Source organism: Mycobacterium sp. NGS61 (assembly GCF_059812325.1).
Genome location: NZ_JCALCL010000002.1, coordinates 436,091 through 457,217, shown reverse-complemented (window position 1 = coordinate 457,217; position 21,127 = coordinate 436,091). Strand labels below are relative to the sequence as shown.

Genomic DNA, 21,127 nt, shown 5'->3' with positions numbered 1-21,127 from the left:
CGCGCGGACCGCTCGCTGCGGGGAGGCGCGCCGTAACATCTGCCTCATTAGTTTAAAAGCGTCACATCTGTAACACCTTGATGGCGGTGCGGCATCAAGGTGTTGGAGCGCGGGACCAGAGTCCCCATATGTACGGTCCGCATCGGCGTGTCGGCGCACCTATGAGGTCGCTCGCGCACCCCGCGGGCGCCGGGGTCACTGCTCGCTCTGCGCGGTGTCGAGCAGTTCGCGGGCGTGCGCCCGCGCGCTGTCGGACTCGCCCAGACCGGCCAGCATGCGCGCCAGTTCGGCCACCCGGTCGTCGCTGTCCAATCGGCGCACGCCACTGGCCCCCTTGGGTCCGTGGCTGTGTACCACCAGATGCACGTCGGCGTAGGCGGCGACCTGCGGTAGATGCGTGACGACAATGACCTGGTGGGTACGTGCCAGCTTGGCCAACCGCCGGCCGATCTGCACCGCCGCCCAACCACCCACACCCGCGTCCACCTCGTCGAAGACCATGGTGGTCCCGGTCGCCGACGCTGCCAGCACCACCTCCAGGGCGAGCATGACGCGGGAAAGCTCCCCGCCGGAGGCGCTCTTGGCCAGCGGCAGCAGCGACATGCCGCGGTGCGCGGCGAAGCCGAACTCGACGACGTCGATGCCGTCGACACCGGCCCTGACCGTCTCGCCGGAGGGCAGCAACAGCGCGGCCGCGTCGGTCGACTCGGCGAGGTCCGATGCGACGCCGATGCTGAACTCGGCGTCGGCCATCGCCAGCGCGGACAGCTCGGCGGTGACCTCCTTGGCCAGTTTCTTGGCTGCCCGGCGCCGGATCTTGCTGAGATCGATTGCTACGTCAGCTAATTGGTGTCCGAGATCGTCGACGCGGCGCTGCAGCGCGGCCAGCCCTTCTTCGGACACGTCCAGGTGCGCAAGCCGCGCGCGGGAGTCCTGCGCCCACTGCAGCACGCCGTCGATGTCGGCGGCGTACTTGCGGGTCAGCGTGCGCAACTGAGCCTGCCGGGCCAGCTTGGCATCCAACGCGCTGGCGTCGACCGGCAGCCCGTCCAGGTAGTCGCCGAGTTCGCCGACCGCGTCGACGACCACCGTCAGCGCATCAGAGATCTGGTCGGCCAGCGCCCGCAGCCGGGTGTCTCCGGTCGATTCCAGCGCCGCCCGGGCCCGTGCCAGCACGTCAGCGGCGCCCACGGCCTCCTCCGACGAACTCGACAGCGACTCGCGCGCTGAGGCCGCGGCCTCGCGCAGCGTGTCCAGTTCAGAGAGCCGCAGAATATCGGCGACCAGCGCCTCGTCCTCACCGGGTTGGGGGGCGACCGCGTCGATCTCCTGCAGCGCGAACTTCAACCGGTCGGCCTCCTGGACGAGTTCGCGGGTCCGGTCGCGGCGATCGGCGAGATCGCGTCGCGCCGTCAGCCAGGCATCGCGCAGCTTGCGGTAACGCTCAGCCGCGGCCCCCACCGCCGCGAAGCGGTCCAACGCTCCGCGCTGCTCGTCCGGACGCATCAACCGCAACTGGTCGTTCTGGCCGTGCAACGCGAGCAAGTGCGTGGTGAATTCACTCAGCGACTTCGCGGGCACACTGCGACCGCCGAGGTAGGCGCGCGACGGCCCGTCCCGATTGACGGTGCGCAGCGCGATCACGCTGGCGTCTTCATCGCGCTCGGCACCGCAGGCGTCCAGGATGCCGTCGAGGTCCGCGGTCACCGCATCGTCGACATCGGTTGTGGTGAAACGACCTTCGACCACGGCACGGTCGGAGCCCGACCGCACCCGGGTCGGGTCGGCGCGCGCGCCGCCGAGCAGATGCAGACCGGTGACCACCATCGTCTTGCCGGTTCCGGTTTCACCGGTCAGCACCGTCAGGCCACGGCCGAATTCGGCGGTCGCGACGCTGATGGCGCCCAGCGACTCGATGCGGATCTCGGTGAGCACCGGCTACTTCCCGCGCCAACCTGTGACGGGTAGCCGGAACTTGGTCACCAGCCGGTCGGTGAACGGTGCGCTGTCCAGTCGCGCCCACTTCACCGGTGTGACAGCGCGGGTCACCTCGAGCCGGCTGCCCGCCGGGACCAACATTTCCCGACGGCCGTCGCAGAACACCAGCGCGTCGTGTCCGTCGGCTTCGATCTCGACCGCGATCGCCGCGTCCGGGCTGGTGACCATCGGCCGGCCGAACAAGGCATGAGCATTGTTGGGCAGCACCAGGATTGCCTCGAGGTCGGGCCACAACACCGGGCCACCGGCGGAGAATGCGTAGGCGGTGGACCCGGTGGGAGTCGACACCAGCACCCCGTCGCAGCCGAACGTCGACACCGGCCGGCCGTCGACCTCGACCACCACACCGAGCACACCCAGGCGGGGACCCTTCTCCAAGCTGGCCTCGTTGAGCGCCCAACCCTGCCCGATCACCTCGCCACCTTGGCGCACAACGACATCCAGCGTCAGGCGGTCTTCCACCCGATAGCTCTTCGCACAGATGTGATCGAGCACGACATCGATATTCTCGGCCTCAGCCTCGGCCAGGAAACCGATCCGGCCCAGGTTCACCCCCAGCACCGGAATGCCGGCGTTGCGGGCCAATTCGGCCGCGCGCAGGAACGTGCCGTCGCCGCCGAGGACCAAGACCAGTTCGCAGCCTTCGGCGGCCCGTGGGTCCGCATCGACGACCTCGATGTCGACGCCCATGGCCCGCATATCGCCGGGAGCCATCCGCAACGATCCCCGGTCCACCGCCTCGGCCGACAACGCGCGCAGCTCAATGTTGTTCTCGTTGAGGACCTTTTCCACCCGCCGGGCGGTCTCGGTCGCTTCGTCCCGGCCCGTGTGGACGACCAGCAGTACGGTTCGTGGTGACGTCACTGCGGCCCCTCCGAGACTGCGCGCTGAACCGCGCCGGCTAACTCATCGCCGCTCAGCGCACCCTCGGTCTGGGCGCGCAACCACAGGAAGTACTCGACATTGCCCGACGGGCCCGGCAACGGACTGGCCGTCACTCCGACCGGGTGCCAGCCCAGCTCGCCGGCACGACGCGCGACCGCAAGCACCGACTCCGCGCGCAATCGGGGATCCTGTACCACCCCACCGGGCCCGACCTGGCCCTTGCCCACCTCGAATTGCGGTTTCACCATGGGAACGATATCCGCGCCGGGCGAAGCGCAATCAACCAGCGCAGGCAGCACCGTGGCCAACGAGATGAATGACAGGTCGGCCACCACCAGCTCGACCGGCCCGCCGACCGCTGCGGGCGCGAGGTCGCGGACGTTGGTGCGTTCGATCACCAGCACCCGCGGGTCGCTGCGCAGCGACCACGCCAGCTGGCCGTACCCGACGTCGGCAGCGACGACTTCGGTGGCGCCCCGGTCCAGCAGCACCTCGGTGAATCCCCCGGTCGATGCGCCCGCGTCCAGGCAACGGCGGCCCGCCACGGGGATGGCGAACGCGTCCAGCGCTCCGATCAGCTTGTGCGCGCCGCGCGACACCCAACTGCGTTCGCCGTCGTCGGCGACCGTCAAGGCGGCGGTGACAGCTACCGCGGTGGCCGGCTTGTGCGCCGGGAGTCCGTCGATGCGCACCCGGCCGGCACCGATCAACTCGGCGGCCTGCTGCCGGGATCGCGCCAGACCCCGCCGGACCAGCTCGGCGTCGACGCGAGCACGCCGTGCCATGCGCGCACTCAGCCCTTCTCCGCCGACTCCAGCGCCCGCATCAGCACGTCGTGCGCCTCGGATAGTCGTCTGGCGATGTCCTCGAGCTCTTCGAGCGACGGTCCGCCTGTCGCGTCGGCCGGGTCGGGCAGCTGGGCCATCAGCCCTTCGATTTCCGCGCGAATCTGTTCGGGATCGATAGTCATTGCGCTCCTACGCTACTCGTCGGACAGCAGCGACCAGCGCTCCAGCGCGTCGCGGGCCTGATCGTCACCGGCCTCGATGCGCGGTGTCTCGTCCATGTCCCAAACTGCACCGGCGACGGCACGCACGATGGCCAGATCGTCCTTCTGGCCGTTGCCGCTCGCGGTGACGGTGACCGTCCGGTCCCGGCTGTCGATTTGCCAGCCTGGCTGATCGCCGACTTTGAGCTCGTCGGGTTCGCGCAGCAGCGACCGCAGATCCGCGCCGATGTAGCTGGGCCGGCGGGCCGCGTCGGCGAAGACCGCGTCGCGTGCGGAGTTCACGCCGGTGAGCACCATGAGGCTGGGCAGTCCGGCGGCATTGGCGCCCTCGATGTCGGTGTCCAGCCGGTCACCGACCACCAGCGGCGCGCGAAAATCGCCCCGCCCCACCGCATCCTTCATCAGCTGCGGGCCCGGTTTGCCCGCTACCTGCGGTTCCTCGCCGGTGGCCGCACGCAGCGCGGCGACCAGAGACCCATTGCCCGGCAACAGGCCTCGCTCGGTGGGCAGGGTTGCGTCGACGTTGGCGGCGACCCACAGTGCGCCCGCCCGGATCGCCAGCGCGGCCTCGGCCAGCTCAGGCCAACCGAGGGTCTTCGAGAGACCCTGGACGACGGCGTCCGGGTCGTCATCGAAGGAGCGGACCGGCCGCAGGCCGGCCGCCGAGATCTCACCGGCCAGGGCGTCGGTGCCGACGACCAGGACTTTCGAGCCCGACGGAAGTTGCCCGGCCAGCAGGTGCGCCGCGCTCTGGGCACTGGTGACGACGTCGTCGGCCGCTGCGGTGAAACCCAGCTCACACAGGTGCGCGGCGACCTCGTCCGCAGCCCGGGAGGCGTTGTTGGTGACGAACAGTGTGCGGCTTGCTATCTCGCTCAGCGTCTGCACCGCACCCTCGGTGGGCTGATGGCCGCGGAAGACTGTCCCGTCCAGGTCGAGGAGCAGGCAATCATGTTCCTGCGCAAGCGTTTTGGTGTCAGCCAAGGCTGCTGACCCGGTCTTCGGCGTCGGTGACACCTTCGACATCGGCTGCCGCCGAGCGCAGGAACCATTGCAGCGCTTCGTCGTTACGCCCGAGCGCCAGCAGCGTCTCGGCGTAGGCGTAGAACAACCGTGCCGCGGTGGAGCCGGTCCGTGCCGGGTCCAACTGCGGGGTGGACAATACGGTCAACGCCTGCTCGAGCTGACCCAGGTCAGCGCGGGCGCCGGCGGCGACGATGCGCAACTCGTCGGCGTCGTCACCGGTGAGCTCCGCTGCCTCGGGCCCGCGCGTAAGGTCGATGGCCCGCTGCGGACGACCCAGGCCGCGTTCGCAATCAGCGATCAGTGCCAGCAACGCGGATTTACTGCCCATCCGGCGGGCCGCGCGGAATTCGGCGAGCGCCTGCGCCCAGTCGCCGCAGTGGTACGCGGCAATGCCGACCGCCTCGCGGACCGCGGCGATTCTGCTGGCGCGGGCCCGCGCCGCCCGAGCGTGACTCAGCGCGGATTCCGGGTCGTCGTCGAGCAGCCCGCCCGCGGCCACCAGATGGCGCGCAACGGCGTCGGCGGTGGCACGGTCCAGGGTGCTCAGCTCGCGCCGGACCTCGGGGGCCAGCTGTCGGGCGTCGACGTCCGCCGGTATCCGGGGCCCGTCGTGCGTGGCGCGATCGGCGTTGGGCCTGGGTTGGGCCGGGCGGGCTCGGCCGGGACCCGACCATGACGCGTCGCCCTCCCGGCGCGGATCACGCCCGCGGGCGCCGCCGGACGCAGGTCGCGGACGCCTCGCCCCGCTGCGCCCCTGCCTGTCGTCGACCACCCGCTAGAGGTTACGGGCACTCGGGACAACCACACAATTTGCCGACAGCAGGCACGGCCGGACAGCAGCGGCGGCTACGCCTGCAGCCGGGTGGGGAACAGCGGCGACAGCAACGACGGGCAGTACGTTGCGATCGCCACAACGGTGAATCCCGCCGCCCGCTCCCGCGACAGCCCGTTGATCTCCGCCATTTCGGCGGCGACGGCGTCGAACGTGCCCCCGGGCGCCAACACCTTCGGACACACCGTCCGGCCCAGCGCGATCGCGGTCGCCGGCTGCCCATAGGAGATGCCGGCGGCGGTCAACGCGTTCAGAAAGGAATTGCCCAGCATGTCCGCGTGAATTGGTGCTGCCACCCCGGCCGACACCCCGAAGGCACCGAGTGTCAGCGCCAGAACTCTGAGCGCGAGCACGGGTGCGGTCATCGTGACAACAGTGCGCAACGCGGGTCACGTCCGCAACACAGTGCGATAAAGATTTGCGCACTACCGCGTTTTGCAGGGGGACGCGGCTCGGGTAGTGGTCGTCCCCCGATCGGTGGACGGCCCGACTCGTGCCGTCAGCGGACCGAGTTTTCCGCTGCGCAGCAGCCGGTAAGGGGATACCGGGCCGGTGCCCGGCGCCGAAGAATGGGTTTCGACACGGAGACAAGACACCACGAATCCAGGTCAGCTCAACCGCCCAGCTCCCGAAAGAAGGAAACCATGTCCTACGAGAACCTGTTCTGCGAGTACGAGACCGCTTACACCGCTCCGGCTTTCCACGCCGGCGACGCCGAGTGATCTGACCTTCCCCGACACCATCTCGTCGACCGGAAAGGCAGATCTGCATGTCCATCCCGTTCTGACCCGCTTGCCCGAATCCGACGAAACAACTTCCCCGAAAGGTAGTACCCCATGTCCCACGAAATCCTGTTCTCCGAGACCGAGTCCGCCTACTCGATGCCGTTCTTCACGGTCGCTGACGCTGCCGAGTAGTCAGACCATCCAGCGGGATCTCATCGCAGCCCTCCCCCCCTCTCTCCGCGATGAGATCCCGCTGGAACATTTTTCGCCGACTCGCTGATTTCCCACCCGTCGATCACCGAACTAAGTAGCGTGAAGCCATGTCGGAACTGCCGGGCTTGAGCACTAGTGCAGGCACCGTGGTACGCACCGGCCCTGACTGGTCGCACTGGCCGTCCCGAGTTCTCGGTCACGCCGATCCGCTGACCATCGGCCACCATGCGGGCACCCACCGCATCATCTCTCCCGAGCAGACCTGGGCGGCGATTCAGCCGCTGCTCAGCGCAGCGGGAATCACTCGCGTCGCCGACCTCACCTGGCTCGACGACCTCGGCATCCCCACCGTGCAGGCAGTACGACCGGCCTCGCTGACCCTGTCGGTCAGTCAGGGCAAAGCCACCACTTACCGCGCCGCGCAGGTATCGGCCGCGATGGAGTCTCTGGAGAACTGGCACGTCGAGAACATCACCCCCGATCTGACCTCGACCTCCACCGACGAACTCGCTGAAACCCTCACCTACGATCCCGCCGAGCTGAACCGTCCGGCGGGCAGCTTCTATCACCGCGGCGCCAAGCTCGACTGGATGATCGCCACGACATTGTTGACCGGACGCAAGACCTGGGTGCCCTGGCTGGCCACCGTGGTGAACATCGCGGTCGGCGATTCCTGGGGTCCGCCGATATTCGGAATGGACACAACGGGTTTGGCATCGGGCAACAGCTACCACGAAGCCGCCCTGCACGGTCTCTACGAGATCATGGAGCGTCACGGCATGGCCGCCGCCCGACCCGGCTCGACGTTGTTCGGGGTCCCGCTGGACGACGTCGCCCGCTCGGAGTGCGCCGAGCTCATCGAGATGATTCATCGGGCGGGCAGCGAACTGCAGGTCGCCCGGATGGACACCTGGGACGGCTACTACCTGTTCGCCGCCGAGATCAGCTCGCCGATGATGGAGGTCCCGTTCAGCGGCAGCGGACTTCACCACAACCCCAATGTTGCGCTGTCGCGGGCGATTACCGAAGCCGCGCAGTCCCGGCTGACGGCCATCAGCGGAGCCCGCGAAGATCTGCCGTCGGCGATCTACCAACGATTCGCCCGGGTGCACACCTATGCCCCGGCCCGAAAGTCCATGCAGGACATGCCCGATGCCGAACCGACACCGTGGCATGTCACGTCCAGTGACTCGCTGCACGACCTGCTGGCGTCGGCGGCGACCGCGGTGGCGGCTCAGGCCGGCGCCGAACCGCTGGCCGTGGTGTGCGATTTCGCCGACGCGTGCGTGCCGGTCGTCAAAGTCATCGCCCCCGGCTTGTCGGCGACCATCCAGTCACCCCTGCGCACCCCGCTGGAGGAGCACTCATGACCCGGATCGTGGTGACGGCCGGCCCCACGATCAGCGCGGCGGACATTCATGCGATCATCTCCGATGCCGAAGTGGTAGCACCGATTTCATTCGGTGACGCCTTTCGCTACGGATTGCGGTCCGGTGACACCCTGCTCATCGTCGACGGGCTGTTCTTCCAGAGCGCTGCGGTGCGGCACAAGGAACTACTGACGCTGATCGACGACGGCGTGCGGGTGGTCGGCTCATCGAGCATGGGCGCGTTGCGGGCGGCCGAATTGCACCCGTTCGGCATGGAGGGCTACGGCTGGGTCTTCGAAGGTTACCGAGACGGAGTCATCGAGGCAGACGACGAAGTCGGCATGGTGCACGGCGACCCCGAAGACGGTTATCCGGTGTTTGTGGACGCGTTGGTGAACATTCGCCAAACCGTCGCCCACGCAGTGCGTTCCGGTGTGCTGTCCGCGGCGGCCGGTGCACGAATCGTCGAGACCGCGCGCCGCACCACCTTCACCCAGCGCACCTGGGATCGATTGCTGGAAGCGGTAGGGATACCGGAAAATCGTGAGCTGGCAAAGCAATTGAAGTCGATGCGGGTCGACGTCAAACATGCCGACGCGGTGCTGGCGTTGCAGGAGATCGTGCGCGGGCCACGGGATGTCGCGGTACGGCCCGGCCCGCCACCGACCATCTGGTCGCAACGGTGGCGGCAGCGCTGGGCCCCGCCGACCCCCGTCGCCCTGCCGGACGACTCCAGCGTCGACATTCTCGACCTCGACGTGCTGTCGCTACTCAGCCTGTGCGCCACCGACCGTTGGGCCTACCTGCCCGCCCTCGAGCAGGTCGCCGCCTGGCACTGGAACCTGACCCATCCCGGTGACCGGAGCAGCGTCCGAGAGCGCGCCGCCAAGGCCGTCGCCGCGGTAGGCATCGCCGACTACGAGCGCGCGCTGGAGACCGTTGCGCACCACTACGCGCTGGCGACGGGGATCGTCGACGAGTCCGGTTTCCCCGCGCAGGTCCGGGCGTACTGGTTGACCGACGAGGAGAACGCCACTCTGCACGACGATCCGATCTCGGTCGCGGCGCGACTGACCACCCGCACGCTGTTCTTCGCCCGCTCACTGCCCGCGATCCAGCATTTCCTCGACCTGCTGCGCACCGACCCGCGGTTGCCGCAGTGGCGGATGCTGGTGGCACAGGCCCTGGCCAGGCGAGACGAGTTGGCCAGGCAGAAGCCGCAATTGAACCTGCACCGCCCCGACCCCACCCAACTCAACAGGCTGTTCAGCAACCGCTGGGGCACGGCAGCCGACCGCGTCGAACTGGCCAGCCGCGGGCTGATGACCACCGATGCCTTCTACACCGCCGCAACCATGTTCGCGGTAGCCGCCGCCGACGACGAACTGCCGTCCTTTGAAGTCGGCCGGCTGGGTTGCCCCCAGCCCGCTTAACCCCGGTGCACCCCGGCGATGTTGCGCTTGCCGCGGCGCAGCACCAGCCACTGTCCGTGCAGGAAATCCGTTGAGTGTGGGGCCCATTCGTCGCTGTCGATGCGAATGTTGTTGACGGACACGCCCCCTTCGCCGATCGTGCGACGCGCCGCCTTACGGCTGTCGGACAGCCCGGTGGCCACCAACAAGTCGATGATCCCGTCCGCCTCACCGGGTTTCAATTCGGCGACCGTCGTCTCGCGCAGGGCCGCGGACAACGTCGCCTCGTCAAGACGGGCCAGCTCACCCTGCCCGAACAGCGCCCGGCTGGCGTGCTCGACGGCGGCGGTGGCCGCCTCACCATGCACCAGCGTGGTGAGCTCACCGGCCAGCTTGCGCTGCGCTGCGCGTTGCTGCGGGCGTTCGGCGGTGGCCTGCGCCAGCTCGGCCAATTCGTCGCTGCTCAGGAAGGTGAACCAGCGCAGGTAGCGGATCACGTCCGCGTCGGCGGTGTTGACGAAGTACTGGTACCACGCGTACGGGCTGGTGAGCTGCGGGTCCAGCCACAGACTGCCGCCACCGGTGGACTTGCCGAATTTGGTGCCGTCGGCTGCGGTCACCAGCGGCACGGTGAGCGCGTGCACGGCAGCACTGAGCTTCTGGCGCACCAATCGCACCCCGGCGATGATGTTGCCCCACTGATCCGATCCACCGAGCTGCAGTGTGCAGCCGTGCCGCCGGTGCAGTTCCACGTAGTCGTTGGCCTGCAGCAACATGTAGCTGAACTCGGTGTAGGAGATCCCCTCGCCCTCCAGGCGGCGCCGGACGGTGTCCCGGTCCAGCATCACGTTGACCGAGAAGTGCTTGCCGATGTCGCGCAAAAACTCGATCGCCGACATCGGCCGGGTCCAGTCGAGATTGTTCTCGACGATCGCTCCGGTCGGCGAATTGTCGAAGTCGACGAAGCGCTCCAGCTGGCCCCGGATTCGTTCGGTCCATTCGGCGACGGTGTCGACCTCGTGCATGCTGCGCTCGCCGACCTCGCGTGGGTCGCCGATCAGCCCGGTGGCGCCGCCGGCCAGCACGATCGGGCGGTGCCCAGCCCGCTGGAATCGACGCAGCGCCAGCAACGGCACCAGGTGTCCGGCGTGCAGGCTGGCCGCGGTGGGGTCGAATCCCGCATAGACGGTCAGGGGTCCGCGTTGCGCCTCGGCGGCCAGCGCGTCGAGGTCGGTGGACTGCGCGATCAGTTCGCGCCAGCTCAACTCGTCGAGGATCCCGGAAGGCTCGCTACCCATGGCACAGAGTCTTGCAGGACGGTTACCGCGGCCGGTACGTGGCCGCGATCCGCTCTACCTGATTCCAGCTGAGGGCGCTGCCCACCACCGGCCGTAGAGTGACTTGCTGCCACTGAAGGCAAAATCAGCCCACGTCCCGCGGAAGCGATATGCAGAGCCAGTTGTTCCCCTTGGTCATCGGTGCGGTCATGCTCGCGCTCGGGCTGACGCTGACGGTGGACGACTTCCGCCGGGCCGCCACGCTGCGCCGTCCGCTGCTGGTGGCGTTGCTCTGTCAGGCGGCGCTGCTGCCAGCGGTGTGCTTGGCGATTGCCGAAGCCTTGGACCTGTCCCCCAATCTGGCGGTCGGGCTGATGCTGATGGCGGCTACTCCCGGCGGCATGTTCGCCAACGTGCTCAGCCATCTGGCCAATGGTGACCTGGCGCTCAACCTCACCCTCACCGCGATCAACGCGGTGCTGTCGATCTTCGCCATCCCCGCGATCCTGGCGGTCTCGATGACGTGGTTCCTGGGCAACGGACGCTTCATCCCCCTGCAGTTCGACAAGTTTCTCACCGTGTTCGCCCTCGTCCTGATCCCTACCGCGGTCGGTGTCGCGATCCGGCACCGGTTCCCGGATCTGGCTCGACGGCTGGGGTTTCCGGTCAAGATCGCCGCGGCGGTGCTGCTGGTGATCGCCGTCGTCGCGGGGGTGGCCGGTGGCCAGGCGACGCTGTGGAACAACTTCGGGGTGCTCAGCGCCGCGGTGGTGTTGTTCTGCGCGATCAGCCTCACCATCGGCTACCTCGCGCCGCGCTTCCTCAAGCTGGCTCCGCGCCAGGCGATCGCGGTCAGTCTGGAGATCGGACTGCACAATGCCGTGGTGGCCATCGGGATCGCGTTGAGCCCGCAGCTGTTGAACAACGCCGAAATGGCCACTCCGGCTGCGATCTACGGCATCCTCGCGCCGTTCATCGCGCTGCCGTTCATCTTTGCGGTCCGGCGTCTGGACCCGGCGTACCGCTCGGCCCCCGACGCCGACGACACCCTGGCGCGGAAACCTCCGGCGTAGCCACCGCACTAGTCACTGGCGCCGGGTGCCGGCGCTCGGGGACTCCGGCGGTACGCGGACACCTCGGGCCGGCCGGGCAGCCACAATCGCCACGGCCGGTCGGCGGCGTGACTCACTCCGACCCGGGGTCCCGTCGTTGCGGTCAGCGGGCCGCACAGTTCGAGCCGCACCGGGCTGTCCGGGTCGAACACATCAATACCGTTGTCCGCCATGGTGATTCCCAGAGCTGAGCAGAGGTTACCCGGCCCGCGCGCCAGCGCGGCGGTGCGCACGAGTTCGCCGCGCCGCGACCGTGCCGTGTCGAAGCCGTCGGCCACGGCGCAGGCCCGCAGCAGCACCGCGGCGGCGGTCCCGTCGGGTCCGCAGGCCACGTTGGCACAGACGTGGATTCCGTGGCTGCGGTAGGTGTAGAGCCGCCCGGGTGGCCCGAACATGACGGCGTTGCGCGCGCTGCGTCCGCGGTAGGAATGCGCAGCGGCATCCGGCCACGGGCCGTCGGGAACCCCGCCGTAGGCCTCCACCTCGACGATCACTGCGCTGACACCACGGCCGGTCAGGGTGGCACCGAGCAGCCGGTGGGCGGCCGCGACCGGGTCTACCAGCAGTTGCTCAGCGCTCACCGAACCGATTCTGCCCGAGCGCCTCTTGACATCCACGCAGCACCGGCGAATTATTCATCTCATGATGACTTCATCGCATGATGAATTTTCTGGAAGCAGTTCGCCCCCCGCCGTCAGCATCAGACACCTGCGAGTGGTTCGGGGAAAACGCACCGCGCTGCACGACATCTCGGTGGATATCGCCGAAGGCACCATCACCGGATTGCTCGGCCCGTCCGGCTGCGGAAAGACGACCTTGATGCGCAGCATCGTCGGCACGCAGATCCTGCCCAGCCATTCCAAAGGGGCCGTCACCGTGCTGGGCCACCCCGCCGGATCGGCGGCGCTGCGTCGGCAGGTCGCCTACCTGCCGCAGAACCCGGCCATCTACGACGATCTGCGCATCATCGACAACGTCCGCTACATCGCCGCGCTGCACGGCTACCACGGCGAGGCCGCCACGCAAGCCATCGACCGGGTCGGTCTGGCCGATCATCGAACGGCGTACTGCGGCAACTTGTCCGGCGGTCAGCGCACCAGGGTGTCGCTGGCGTGCGCGTTGGTCTGCCACCCCGCCCTACTGGTCCTCGACGAACCCACGGTAGGCCTGGATCCGGTGCTGCGCGTCGATCTCTGGGAACAGTTCACCGAACTCGCCCGCGGCGGAACCACGCTGCTGGTCTCCAGCCACGTGATGGACGAAGCCGACCATTGCGACGACCTACTGCTCATGCGGGAAGGGCGTCTGGTCGCCCACACCACCCCGGCCCAGCTACGAGAGGACACCTCATGCACGTCCCTGGAGCAAGCGTTTCTGTCCATCATTCGGCGCAGCACCGAGCAGGAATCCAAGGCCGGATAGGACTTCAGGCGTACCCGGCGAGCACCGGACGGATCCTGCGTCAGTTGGTCGCCGACCGCCGCAGCGTGGCGATGATTCTGGTGGTGCCCAGCGCGATCATCACGCTGATGTACTTCATGTTTCAGAACGCCCCGCACCGGCCCGGCGCACCGACACCGTTCGACAACGCGTGCCTGATCCTGCTGGGCCTGTTCCCGCTGTTGCTGATGTTCCTGATCACCTCGATCACCATGCAACGCGAGCGGGCGTCGGGAACTTTGGAGCGCATCCTGACCACGCCATTGCGCCGACTGGACCTGCTGGCGGCCTACGGGACCGCGTTCTCGGTCGCCGCGGCGGCTCAGGCGAGCCTGGCGTGCGTGGTGTCGTTTTGGTTGCTGGGCCTCGACACGGCGGGAAACCCGTTGTGGGTGTTCGTGATTGCCATCATCAATGCGGTGCTGGGTGTCGGGCTGGGCCTGTTGTGCAGTGCATTTGCGCGCAGCGAGTTTCAGGCTGTGCAGTTCATGCCGGTGGTGATCGTCCCGCAGTTTCTGCTGGCTGGTGTGATCGTGCCGCGGGCCGCGATGCCAGACTGGCTCGAGTGGATCAGCAATGTGATGCCGGCCAGCTATGCGCTGGAGGCCCTGCAACAGGTGGGCGCCCACCCGGACCTGACGTTTCTCGCCGTACGCGACATCGTCGTGGTGATGGCGTTCGCGGTCGCGGCGCTGGGCCTGGCCGCTGCCACACTGCGCAGGCGGACGCCCTAGCGTGACGACCACCGGCCGTAACCGGCCCGGCCGGCCCGCCGGGAATTCCGACACCCGCGAGCGAATTCTGGCCAGCGCGCGAGAATTGTTCGCGCGGAACGGAATCGACCGCACCTCGATACGGGCAATCGCCGCCAGGGCCGGCGTCGATTCCGCGTTGGTGCATCACTATTACGGCACCAAACAGCAGTTGTTCACCGCCGCCGTCGAGTTACCGATCGACCCCATGGTGGTGATCGAACAGATGCGACGCGTTCCGGTCGAGGAACTCGGGGTCCGACTGCCGTCGATATTGCTGCCGCTGTGGGATTCGGAACTGGGCACCAGCCTGATTGCGACCCTGCGATCGTTGATCTCCGGAGACGAGGTGGGTTTGGCACGCACTTTCCTGCAGGAGATCATCGGTGGGGAACTCGGCGCGCGCGTGGACAATCCACCGGGAACGGGCAAGATCCGCACGCAATTCGTCGCGTCGCAGCTGATGGGCGTGGTGATGGCTCGCCACATCGTCAAGGTGGAGCCTTTCGCATCCCTGCCGACCGATCAGATCGTGCAGATCATTGCGCCCAACCTGCAGCGTTACCTCACTGGGGATCTTCCGGAAGGCCTTGCGCCGTGAAGGCGGTGTGCTGCTGTTCGTCGACGTCGCGGGCCTCGTCGACCAGCAGCACCGGGATTCCGTCGTCGATGCGGTAGGCGCGCCGCAACCGGGGGTTGTAGAGGGTCTTGCCGCCCTCGACGAGCAGCAGCGGCCCCCGATCGGCCGGGCACACCAGGATCTGCAGCAGAGTGTCGTCAAGCATTGGCAGGTGCTCGCTTCCCACTGATCTCGGTCCGCGCGGCCGGTGTCAGGCGGCGGAACTCGCCGCTGCCCGCATCCAGGTACCAGGCCTGGCGACCCGACTTGGGGATGCCGGCGGCCCGCAGCGCACTCACCGTCGGGCGGTAGGTCGCACTGAGGTCGAACTTCGGCACCACGTGCACGATGTCGGGCCCCAGGCCCACCGGCATACCCGCGATCGCCTCGGTGAGATCGGCGGCGGTGATGGTCGCCCCCGGACGCAACGTCACCGCCGATACCGCCAGATGTCGATCTCCCACTGGGACACCGTAAGTCACCGCAAGGTCGACTGCACTGATGCAACCCAGCGCATCGGTGACCGGTTCGGCGTACACCATGCCGCGGGCTGTACGCACCACCGATCCGCGCCGGCCGGCCAGCCAATAATCACCGTCCTCATCGCGCCGGAACAGATACTCGGTGGAGATCCAGGTATCGGCAGGCGCAAAAACGCCGCGCTTGACCGACGCGGTGGGATCTATAGGCCCGCGGGACTGGGCGAGCAGCACCCCGATCTGGTTGGTCTCGGCGACTTGGACGAACCCGTCGTCGTTCTCCAGGATCAGATCCTGCTCAGCGTCATAGGCACCGAGTTCGACCCGCCCGGCACCCGGCAGCGGCCGGCCCTTGCTGCCCACCTTGGCCCCGGAGACGTTGGCCAGCACCGCCTGGCCGTCGGTGGTGGCGAAGAACTCGACGACATGGGCAGGGGCAAACGCGTCTTCGACCCGCTGCCACAACCCGGTGGGCATGCCGGACCCGATGAACAGCCGCACCGGATGGTTGCCGTGCAGCGCGAACTCCGGGTCGTCCACGACGTCGCGCAGCATGGCCCAGGTGTAGGACACCACGGTGACGCCGTACTGCCGGACCTCGGAGACGAACCGGTCCGGCCGGATGCCACGGGACAATGCGATGCGGGTACCCCCGACCACCGCGCCACCCAGGCTGACCAGCAGCGCGGACTCGTGATGCAACGGCGTCAGGCAGTACACGGTGTCCTTGCGGTCCAGCGCCGCCGTCGACGCCGTTCCGAATGCCGAGAGGGCCCATCGGAAATTCGTGATCTGCTTGGCGACCAGTTCGCCGCCGGCCGCGTTGAACGCGATGAACGCCTGGTCCCGCGCGAATCCCGGGTTGGGCCGGTACCAGGCCGGCAACTGCACCGCGTCGGGATCGATCTGCTCCATGTCGATCACGTCGGCGTCTTCAGCCAAGTGCAGATCCCGCGACTCACCGCCGCCCAGGACCAGGATCTGGCCCGGCAGTTGCCGGGCGGCCTCGAGGTTGCTGGGGTCGGTCAGGATCTCGCTGACTCCCCCGAGCCGCACCTGCGCGGCCAGATCGACATCCTGGCGCATCATGACGGCCACGGCACCCAGCCGGGACAGCGCGGCGATTGCGACCAGCGCGCTGGGCCGGGTCTCCATCAGCAGACCCACCCGGTCGCCCTGCCGCACCCCGACTTCGATCAACCCGCGGACGACGTTGTTGATGCGGCGGTTGACGGCCTCGTAGGCGTGCACCCGCCCGTCGAACAACAGGAATTCGCCCTGCGGGGCGTCCTGTGCTTGTTCATCGATGATGCGGCCCAACGAGATTCGGGTGTGATCGTTGAGCTGCCCCAGCCGCGCCAGCCGGGGCAGCGTCCGGACGGTCTCGACGGCCAAGGTGCGCATCGACCGGTTCGCCGCGACGACCGCGTCCGCCGCGCCGCGCGCCATCGCCAGCGCAGCCTCAGAGACCTCGCCCACCCCGTGGGCAAGACGCGAACTGAAGGCCACGCCACTGTCGGTGTGCTCGGCCGACTGTTCGACCATCAGGCTGATGCTGCCCGGTTTGTCGCCACCACCGGACACCCAGCGCACCCATTCGGCAACGGTGGGCCAGCTCTGCTGAGCCGCCCGGGATCCCACCACCAGACCGAAATGTCCTGTCCTGATCAAACATTCGTAAACCTCGGTGTTGGGCGCGGCACGTCGGATGCCGCGCACCGAGGCCGGCTGGCCGATGTCGTCGACTTCACCGACGAACGCCAGAATCGGGACGGTGATGTCGGTGAGGGTCACCAGCTGACCGTTGATCGCAAACCCGCCGGTCATCATGCGGTTGTGCGCGATGAACTGCTTGAGCAGTTCGGAGATGGCCGGCCCCGACCAGGCGATCCAACCCTCGCGCTCGAGGAACCTGCGCTGTTGCTCCCGCGGCAGCAGAGCCTCACGGTCATGCAGCTGCCGGACGAAATCCACCCGGGCCTTGGCGGTCTTGAGCGGATCCATCATCTGAAAACCGGTGCGCGCCATCCAACTTGGGATATTCAGACGGTTGAACACGTGATCGGCCATGAAATCGGCGACGCCGGGGGCCAGGTTCGCCGGAATCCCCATCGGCAGCGCGGCCAACGTGTCCACCGGCGACCCGAACGCAACGATGCTGGCCAGATCCTTCGAGCGCCGGTAGGCGGCGACCTGGTAGCACCACATGCCGCCCTGCGAGTATCCGACCAGGTGCACGTCCTGCCCGGTGGCCTCCTTCACCGTGTCGATGGCTTGGCTGAGCGCAACGATGTGATCGGCCAGATTGCGGCGCATGCCGCCCTCGACCTTGTCGGGGGATCCGAAATCGATGACCCAGCAATCCAGGCCACCGGCGTGCAGGATCCCGACGGCGCCGTCCTCGCGGGTGACGTCCCACATGTCCGCGGACATCATCATCGGGTGCACCATCAGGACCGGGGGGCCCACCTGCGGCTGACCGGGCCGGTTGTCCGGCGGAAAGTACCGGCGGAGCTTGTACATCGGCACGCTCTCGACGACCTGCGACGGCGACGGGATGCTGCCTGTTTCCAGGCCGCCCAGTCGCAGAACCTCCAGACCGTTCTGCGCCGTGGCCACCAGACGCTCGACCGGTCGGGTGACCATCGACAAGTTGAGATCCACCGCTACTCCTGAATGCTCGCTGAGTTGGCCTTGACCAGCGTGGTCATCATGGCACATCGACCCGACAGTGTGGCCTGGGTCACTGCGCCGGTGCGCACGAGCCGGGCGCGCACCTCTCCGAAGCGCGCCCGTTCCGTCGCCTGCAGGGCCGCGACGTGCTATCAGATCGCGGATCTGTCGCGGGTGGCCGTCGGCAGCAGCGCTCGAATGGCGATGCCGGCGCGTTCCACCCACTACCGTCGTGCGGGTGGCACACCTACTCGGAGCTGAGGCCGTGCACCTGGCGTATCCGACTCAGGTGATCTTCGACTCGCTCACCCTGGGGGTCAACGACGGGGCCCGCATCGGCATCGTCGGCCGCAACGGGGACGGGAAATCCAGTCTGCTGGGCCTGCTCACCGGCCAGATCCAACCCGACACCGGCCGGGTCACCCGCCGCAGCGGGCTACGGGTCAACGCGCTGAGCCAGGCCGACACCCTGGACCCGGCCAGCACCGTGGCCGCGACGCTTGTCGGCGACCAGCCCGAACACCAGTGGGCCGGTAACGCCCGCATCCGCGACGTGATGTCCGGGTTGGTATCCGACATCGATTGGGCAACAACGGTTTCCACCCTCAGCGGTGGTCAGCGCCGACGGGTGCAGCTGGCTCAGCTGCTGATCGGCGATTGGGATGTGATCGCGCTCGACGAGCCCACCAACCACCTCGATATCCAGGGCATCGCCTGGCTGGCCAACCATCTCGGACAACGCTGGGCACGGAACAGCGGCGGACTGTTACTGGTCACCCACGACCGCTGGTTCCTCGACGAAGTCGCCACCACCACATGGGAAGTGCACGACGGGACCGTCGAGCCGTTCGAAGGCGGCTACGCGGCGTATGTGTTGCAGCGCGTCGAGCGCGATCGGGTCGCGGCGACCGCGGAAGCCAAGCGGCAGAATCTGATGCGCAAGGAATTGGCCTGGCTGCGCCGGGGCGCCCCCGCGCGCACCTCGAAGCCGAAGTTCCGCATCGAAGCCGCCAATCAACTGATCGCCGACGTACCGCCGTTGCGCAACACCGTCGAATTGGCCAAGGTGGCGACAGCCCGGTTGGGCAAGGACGTCGTCGACCTGCTGGACGTGTCGGTCACCTTCGAGGGCCGGACGGTGTTGCGGGATGTCGAGTGGCGGATCGCGCCAGGCGAACGCACCGGCATCGTCGGGGCCAACGGCGCCGGAAAGTCGACGCTGCTGGGTTTGATCGCCGGGACGGTGCAACCGGATTCCGGACGCGTCAAACGCGGCAAGACGGTGCAGCTGGCGGTGCTGGATCAACGTGGTGACGAGCTCAAAGCGCTGGCCGAGGACCGGATCGCCGACGTGCTGGGTCGCCTGCAGACCGAATACCGGGTGGAGGGCCGTGACATGACTCCCACCCAACTGCTGGAGCGCCTCGGCTTCGGCCGCGGGCAACTGTCGGCGCGGGTCGGCGAGCTCTCCGGCGGCCAGCGACGCCGGCTGCAGCTGATGCTGACCTTGCTGTCGGAGCCGAATGTGCTGCTGCTGGACGAGCCCACCAACGACGTCGACACCGACATGCTGACCGCCACCGAGGACCTGCTCGACTCGTGGGCGGGCACTTTGATCGTCGTATCGCACGACCGCTACCTGCTCGAGCGCATCACCGACCAGCAATACGCCATCCTGGACGGCCGGTTGCGGCATCTGCCCGGCGGCATCGACGAATACCTACGGCTGGCCGAGGCGGCGCCGACCGGGCCCACCACGCCCGCGCCCGCACCGGCGGCCCAGGCCATGTCGGGCGCGCAACGCCGGACCGCGGAAAAAGAGCTGGCGTCCATCGACCGCCAACTCGCCCGTCTCGCCGACCGGATCGCCGCCAAGCACACCGAACTGGCCGAGCACGATCAGTCCGACCACGTCGCGATCGCGGCGCTGACCCACGAGTTGCGCAATCTCGAAGCCGAGGTGGCCTCCTTGGAGGGGCACTGGCTGGAACTGTCGGAAGCACTGGAATGACGCTGATCTCCCATCCGCCCGGCGAAGTACTGCGCACGCTGTAGCGGCGCCGGGGTCCGGTGACCAACGGGATAGGGCCTGCAATCGTTGCCGGACCTGACCCATCGCCCGCCGCACGTGATGCGTCTGCAGTGCCGGACTACCGCAAATACGCTGCGCACCAATTCATTGCGCGTCAGCGTCAGCGCCAGCGCAGTAGGACGAGTTCGGAGCAGAATCCAGGACCCATCGCAAGCATCAATCCGGGGCTGCCGCTGGGCGGTCGCTTCTCGATGGTGTCGCGCAGGATGTGCAGGACCGAGGACGAGGACAGATTGCCGATTTCGCCAAGCGATCGCCATGTCAGCTCAAGCGCCTCAGGCGGCAGCTGCAAGGTGTCGGTGATCGCGTTGATGACCTTCGGCCCGCCCGGATGGCTGACCCAGGCACCGATGTCGTTCTTGGTCAGGTCGTGATCGGTGAGGAAACCGTCGACATCTGCGGCCAGGTACTGCTCGATCAGGTCGGTCAGATCCGGCGACAACCGCAGCTGCAGGCCAGCCGAACTCACGTCCCAGCCCATGATGTGCAGCGACTCCGGGTACATCCGGCTGCGGGAGTCGACGATGTCGGGGCCGGCGGGGTTCAGCTGTTCGGCGCGTCGGTCGCCGACGGCAACGACGGCGGCCGCCCCGTCGCCGAACAGCGCCGTCCCGACCAGGCCGGATACCGTCGGCTTGATGGCAGGGTAAGTGAGCGAACACAATTCGACCGAAATCAGCACGGCCACGTCGTCGGGCGCGCCCCGCAGATAGTCGTGCAGCCGGCCCACCCCTGCTGCCCCGGCCACACAACCCAGGCCGAACAGCGGCATCCGACGCACGTCAGGACGCAGACCCAGCCGCCCGGCGATGCGGGCATCCAGCGACGGGACAGCAACCCCGGTCACCGTGGTGGTGATGATCAGGTCGATGTCCTGCGGTTGTAACCCGGCCTCGTCGAGCGCGCCCATCAGCGCCTCGATACCGAGATCCACTGCCTTTTCGATGAAGATCTCGTTGGCGTCACCGAAGTCGGTCAGTGCCGGGTACTGGTCGAGCGGCAGCACGAAATGCCGGCCGTTGACCTTGGCCGCCGTGTGCAGACGCCGGACGATCTCCTCGTGCTCCTTGAGACCGGGGAACTCGACGAACAAATCGGTGGTCTCAGCCTGGGTGTATCGGTGTGGCGGTAATGCGCCGTACACGCCTGCGATGACGCTCATGCACCTGCCTCAATCAGTCTCAGTCAATCGATTGCCGGGTAGCCCGCCCCC

The 21,127-nt window shown here is 67.8% G+C and carries 20 protein-coding genes; 8 read left to right on the top strand and 12 right to left on the bottom strand.

Translation table 11 applies throughout. The features are described from left to right. Window positions 1-195: 195 nt before the first annotated feature. The 7 genes from recN to AC5Y3Z_RS06670 form a co-directional block, all read right to left on the bottom strand. A complete protein-coding gene (gene recN / locus AC5Y3Z_RS06700; RefSeq protein ID WP_463825291.1) occupies window positions 196-1,935 on the bottom strand; it encodes a DNA repair protein RecN in 1,740 nt (579 codons plus the stop codon). A gap of 3 nt (window positions 1,936-1,938) precedes the next feature. After that, entirely contained in the window at window positions 1,939-2,862 is a 924-nt protein-coding gene (locus tag AC5Y3Z_RS06695; RefSeq protein ID WP_463825290.1) for an NAD kinase, read from the bottom strand. After that, a complete protein-coding gene (locus tag AC5Y3Z_RS06690; protein WP_463825289.1) occupies window positions 2,859-3,668 on the bottom strand; it encodes a TlyA family RNA methyltransferase in 810 nt (269 codons plus the stop codon). The genes AC5Y3Z_RS06695 and AC5Y3Z_RS06690 overlap by 4 nt, the downstream gene beginning before the upstream one ends. A gap of 8 nt (window positions 3,669-3,676) precedes the next feature. Next, a complete protein-coding gene (locus tag AC5Y3Z_RS06685; protein WP_463825288.1) occupies window positions 3,677-3,853 on the bottom strand; it encodes a hypothetical protein in 177 nt (58 codons plus the stop codon). 12 nt (window positions 3,854-3,865) lie between these two features. After that, a complete protein-coding gene (locus AC5Y3Z_RS06680) occupies window positions 3,866-4,876 on the bottom strand; it encodes an HAD-IIA family hydrolase (RefSeq protein WP_463825287.1) in 1,011 nt (336 codons plus the stop codon). Further along, complete coding sequence (locus AC5Y3Z_RS06675; RefSeq protein WP_463825286.1) at window positions 4,869-5,690, bottom strand: tetratricopeptide repeat protein; 822 nt, start codon at window positions 5,688-5,690, stop codon at window positions 4,869-4,871. The genes AC5Y3Z_RS06680 and AC5Y3Z_RS06675 overlap by 8 nt, the downstream gene beginning before the upstream one ends. A gap of 74 nt (window positions 5,691-5,764) precedes the next feature. Further along, window positions 5,765-6,115 (bottom strand): DUF732 domain-containing protein, encoded by a 351-nt coding sequence (locus tag AC5Y3Z_RS06670; RefSeq protein WP_463825285.1) that lies wholly within the window; start codon window positions 6,113-6,115, stop codon window positions 5,765-5,767. A gap of 204 nt (window positions 6,116-6,319) precedes the next feature. Between AC5Y3Z_RS06670 and AC5Y3Z_RS06665 the strand changes: the two genes are divergently transcribed. From AC5Y3Z_RS06665 to AC5Y3Z_RS06655, 3 genes are all read left to right on the top strand, one after another. After that, a complete protein-coding gene (locus tag AC5Y3Z_RS06665; RefSeq protein WP_463825284.1) occupies window positions 6,320-6,472 on the top strand; it encodes a hypothetical protein in 153 nt (50 codons plus the stop codon). Between the two features lie 323 nt (window positions 6,473-6,795). Next, entirely contained in the window at window positions 6,796-8,058 is a 1,263-nt protein-coding gene (locus AC5Y3Z_RS06660) for a YcaO-like family protein (RefSeq protein ID WP_463825283.1), read from the top strand. Then, window positions 8,055-9,491 carry a TfuA-like protein gene (locus AC5Y3Z_RS06655; RefSeq protein ID WP_463825282.1) on the top strand — a complete coding sequence of 479 codons (1,437 nt, stop codon included), beginning with the start codon at window positions 8,055-8,057 and terminating at the stop codon, window positions 9,489-9,491. The genes AC5Y3Z_RS06660 and AC5Y3Z_RS06655 overlap by 4 nt, the downstream gene beginning before the upstream one ends. On the opposite strand, the gene tyrS is transcribed toward AC5Y3Z_RS06655, so the two are convergent. Continuing rightward, window positions 9,488-10,768 carry a tyrosine--tRNA ligase gene (gene tyrS, locus AC5Y3Z_RS06650; RefSeq protein WP_463825281.1) on the bottom strand — a complete coding sequence of 427 codons (1,281 nt, stop codon included), beginning with the start codon at window positions 10,766-10,768 and terminating at the stop codon, window positions 9,488-9,490. The two genes, AC5Y3Z_RS06655 and tyrS, sit on opposite strands and share 4 nt — an antisense overlap. A 149-nt stretch (window positions 10,769-10,917) precedes the next feature. Between tyrS and AC5Y3Z_RS06645 the strand changes: the two genes are divergently transcribed. Further along, window positions 10,918-11,820, top strand: coding sequence for a bile acid:sodium symporter family protein (locus AC5Y3Z_RS06645; protein WP_463825280.1), 903 nt, complete (start codon window positions 10,918-10,920; stop codon window positions 11,818-11,820). A gap of 8 nt (window positions 11,821-11,828) precedes the next feature. Here AC5Y3Z_RS06645 and AC5Y3Z_RS06640 read toward each other — a convergent pair whose 3' ends face one another. Beyond that, window positions 11,829-12,440: a DNA-3-methyladenine glycosylase gene (locus AC5Y3Z_RS06640; RefSeq protein ID WP_463825279.1), complete on the bottom strand. Its 612-nt coding sequence runs from the start codon at window positions 12,438-12,440 to the stop codon at window positions 11,829-11,831. A gap of 61 nt (window positions 12,441-12,501) precedes the next feature. On the opposite strand from AC5Y3Z_RS06640, the gene AC5Y3Z_RS06635 reads away from it, so the two are divergent. Genes AC5Y3Z_RS06635 through AC5Y3Z_RS06625 form a run of 3 tightly spaced genes read left to right on the top strand, consistent with a single transcriptional unit; the run spans window position 12,502 to window position 14,652 of the window. Next, entirely contained in the window at window positions 12,502-13,281 is a 780-nt protein-coding gene (locus AC5Y3Z_RS06635; RefSeq protein ID WP_463825278.1) for an ABC transporter ATP-binding protein, read from the top strand. Beyond that, entirely contained in the window at window positions 13,209-14,033 is an 825-nt protein-coding gene (locus AC5Y3Z_RS06630; protein ID WP_463825277.1) for an ABC transporter permease, read from the top strand. Before AC5Y3Z_RS06635 ends, AC5Y3Z_RS06630 begins: the two co-directional genes overlap by 73 nt. A gap of 1 nt (window position 14,034) precedes the next feature. Further along, window positions 14,035-14,652 carry a TetR/AcrR family transcriptional regulator gene (locus AC5Y3Z_RS06625; RefSeq protein WP_463825276.1) on the top strand — a complete coding sequence of 206 codons (618 nt, stop codon included), beginning with the start codon at window positions 14,035-14,037 and terminating at the stop codon, window positions 14,650-14,652. On the opposite strand, the gene AC5Y3Z_RS06620 is transcribed toward AC5Y3Z_RS06625, so the two are convergent. Both AC5Y3Z_RS06620 and AC5Y3Z_RS06615 read right to left on the bottom strand, forming a co-directional pair. Next, window positions 14,618-14,836 (bottom strand): Trm112 family protein, encoded by a 219-nt coding sequence (locus AC5Y3Z_RS06620; RefSeq protein WP_463825275.1) that lies wholly within the window; start codon window positions 14,834-14,836, stop codon window positions 14,618-14,620. The two genes, AC5Y3Z_RS06625 and AC5Y3Z_RS06620, sit on opposite strands and share 35 nt — an antisense overlap. After that, window positions 14,829-17,870, bottom strand: coding sequence for an acyl-CoA synthetase (locus AC5Y3Z_RS06615; RefSeq protein ID WP_463825274.1), 3,042 nt, complete (start codon window positions 17,868-17,870; stop codon window positions 14,829-14,831). The genes AC5Y3Z_RS06620 and AC5Y3Z_RS06615 overlap by 8 nt, the downstream gene beginning before the upstream one ends. A gap of 190 nt (window positions 17,871-18,060) precedes the next feature. Between AC5Y3Z_RS06615 and AC5Y3Z_RS06610 the strand changes: the two genes are divergently transcribed. After that, window positions 18,061-19,833, top strand: a complete 1,773-nt coding sequence (locus tag AC5Y3Z_RS06610) for an ABC-F family ATP-binding cassette domain-containing protein (protein ID WP_463825273.1) — start codon at window positions 18,061-18,063, stop codon at window positions 19,831-19,833. Between the two features lie 181 nt (window positions 19,834-20,014). Here AC5Y3Z_RS06610 and AC5Y3Z_RS06605 read toward each other — a convergent pair whose 3' ends face one another. Then, window positions 20,015-21,076, bottom strand: a complete 1,062-nt coding sequence (locus AC5Y3Z_RS06605) for a type III polyketide synthase (protein ID WP_463825272.1) — start codon at window positions 21,074-21,076, stop codon at window positions 20,015-20,017. Window positions 21,077-21,127 lie beyond the last annotated feature (51 nt).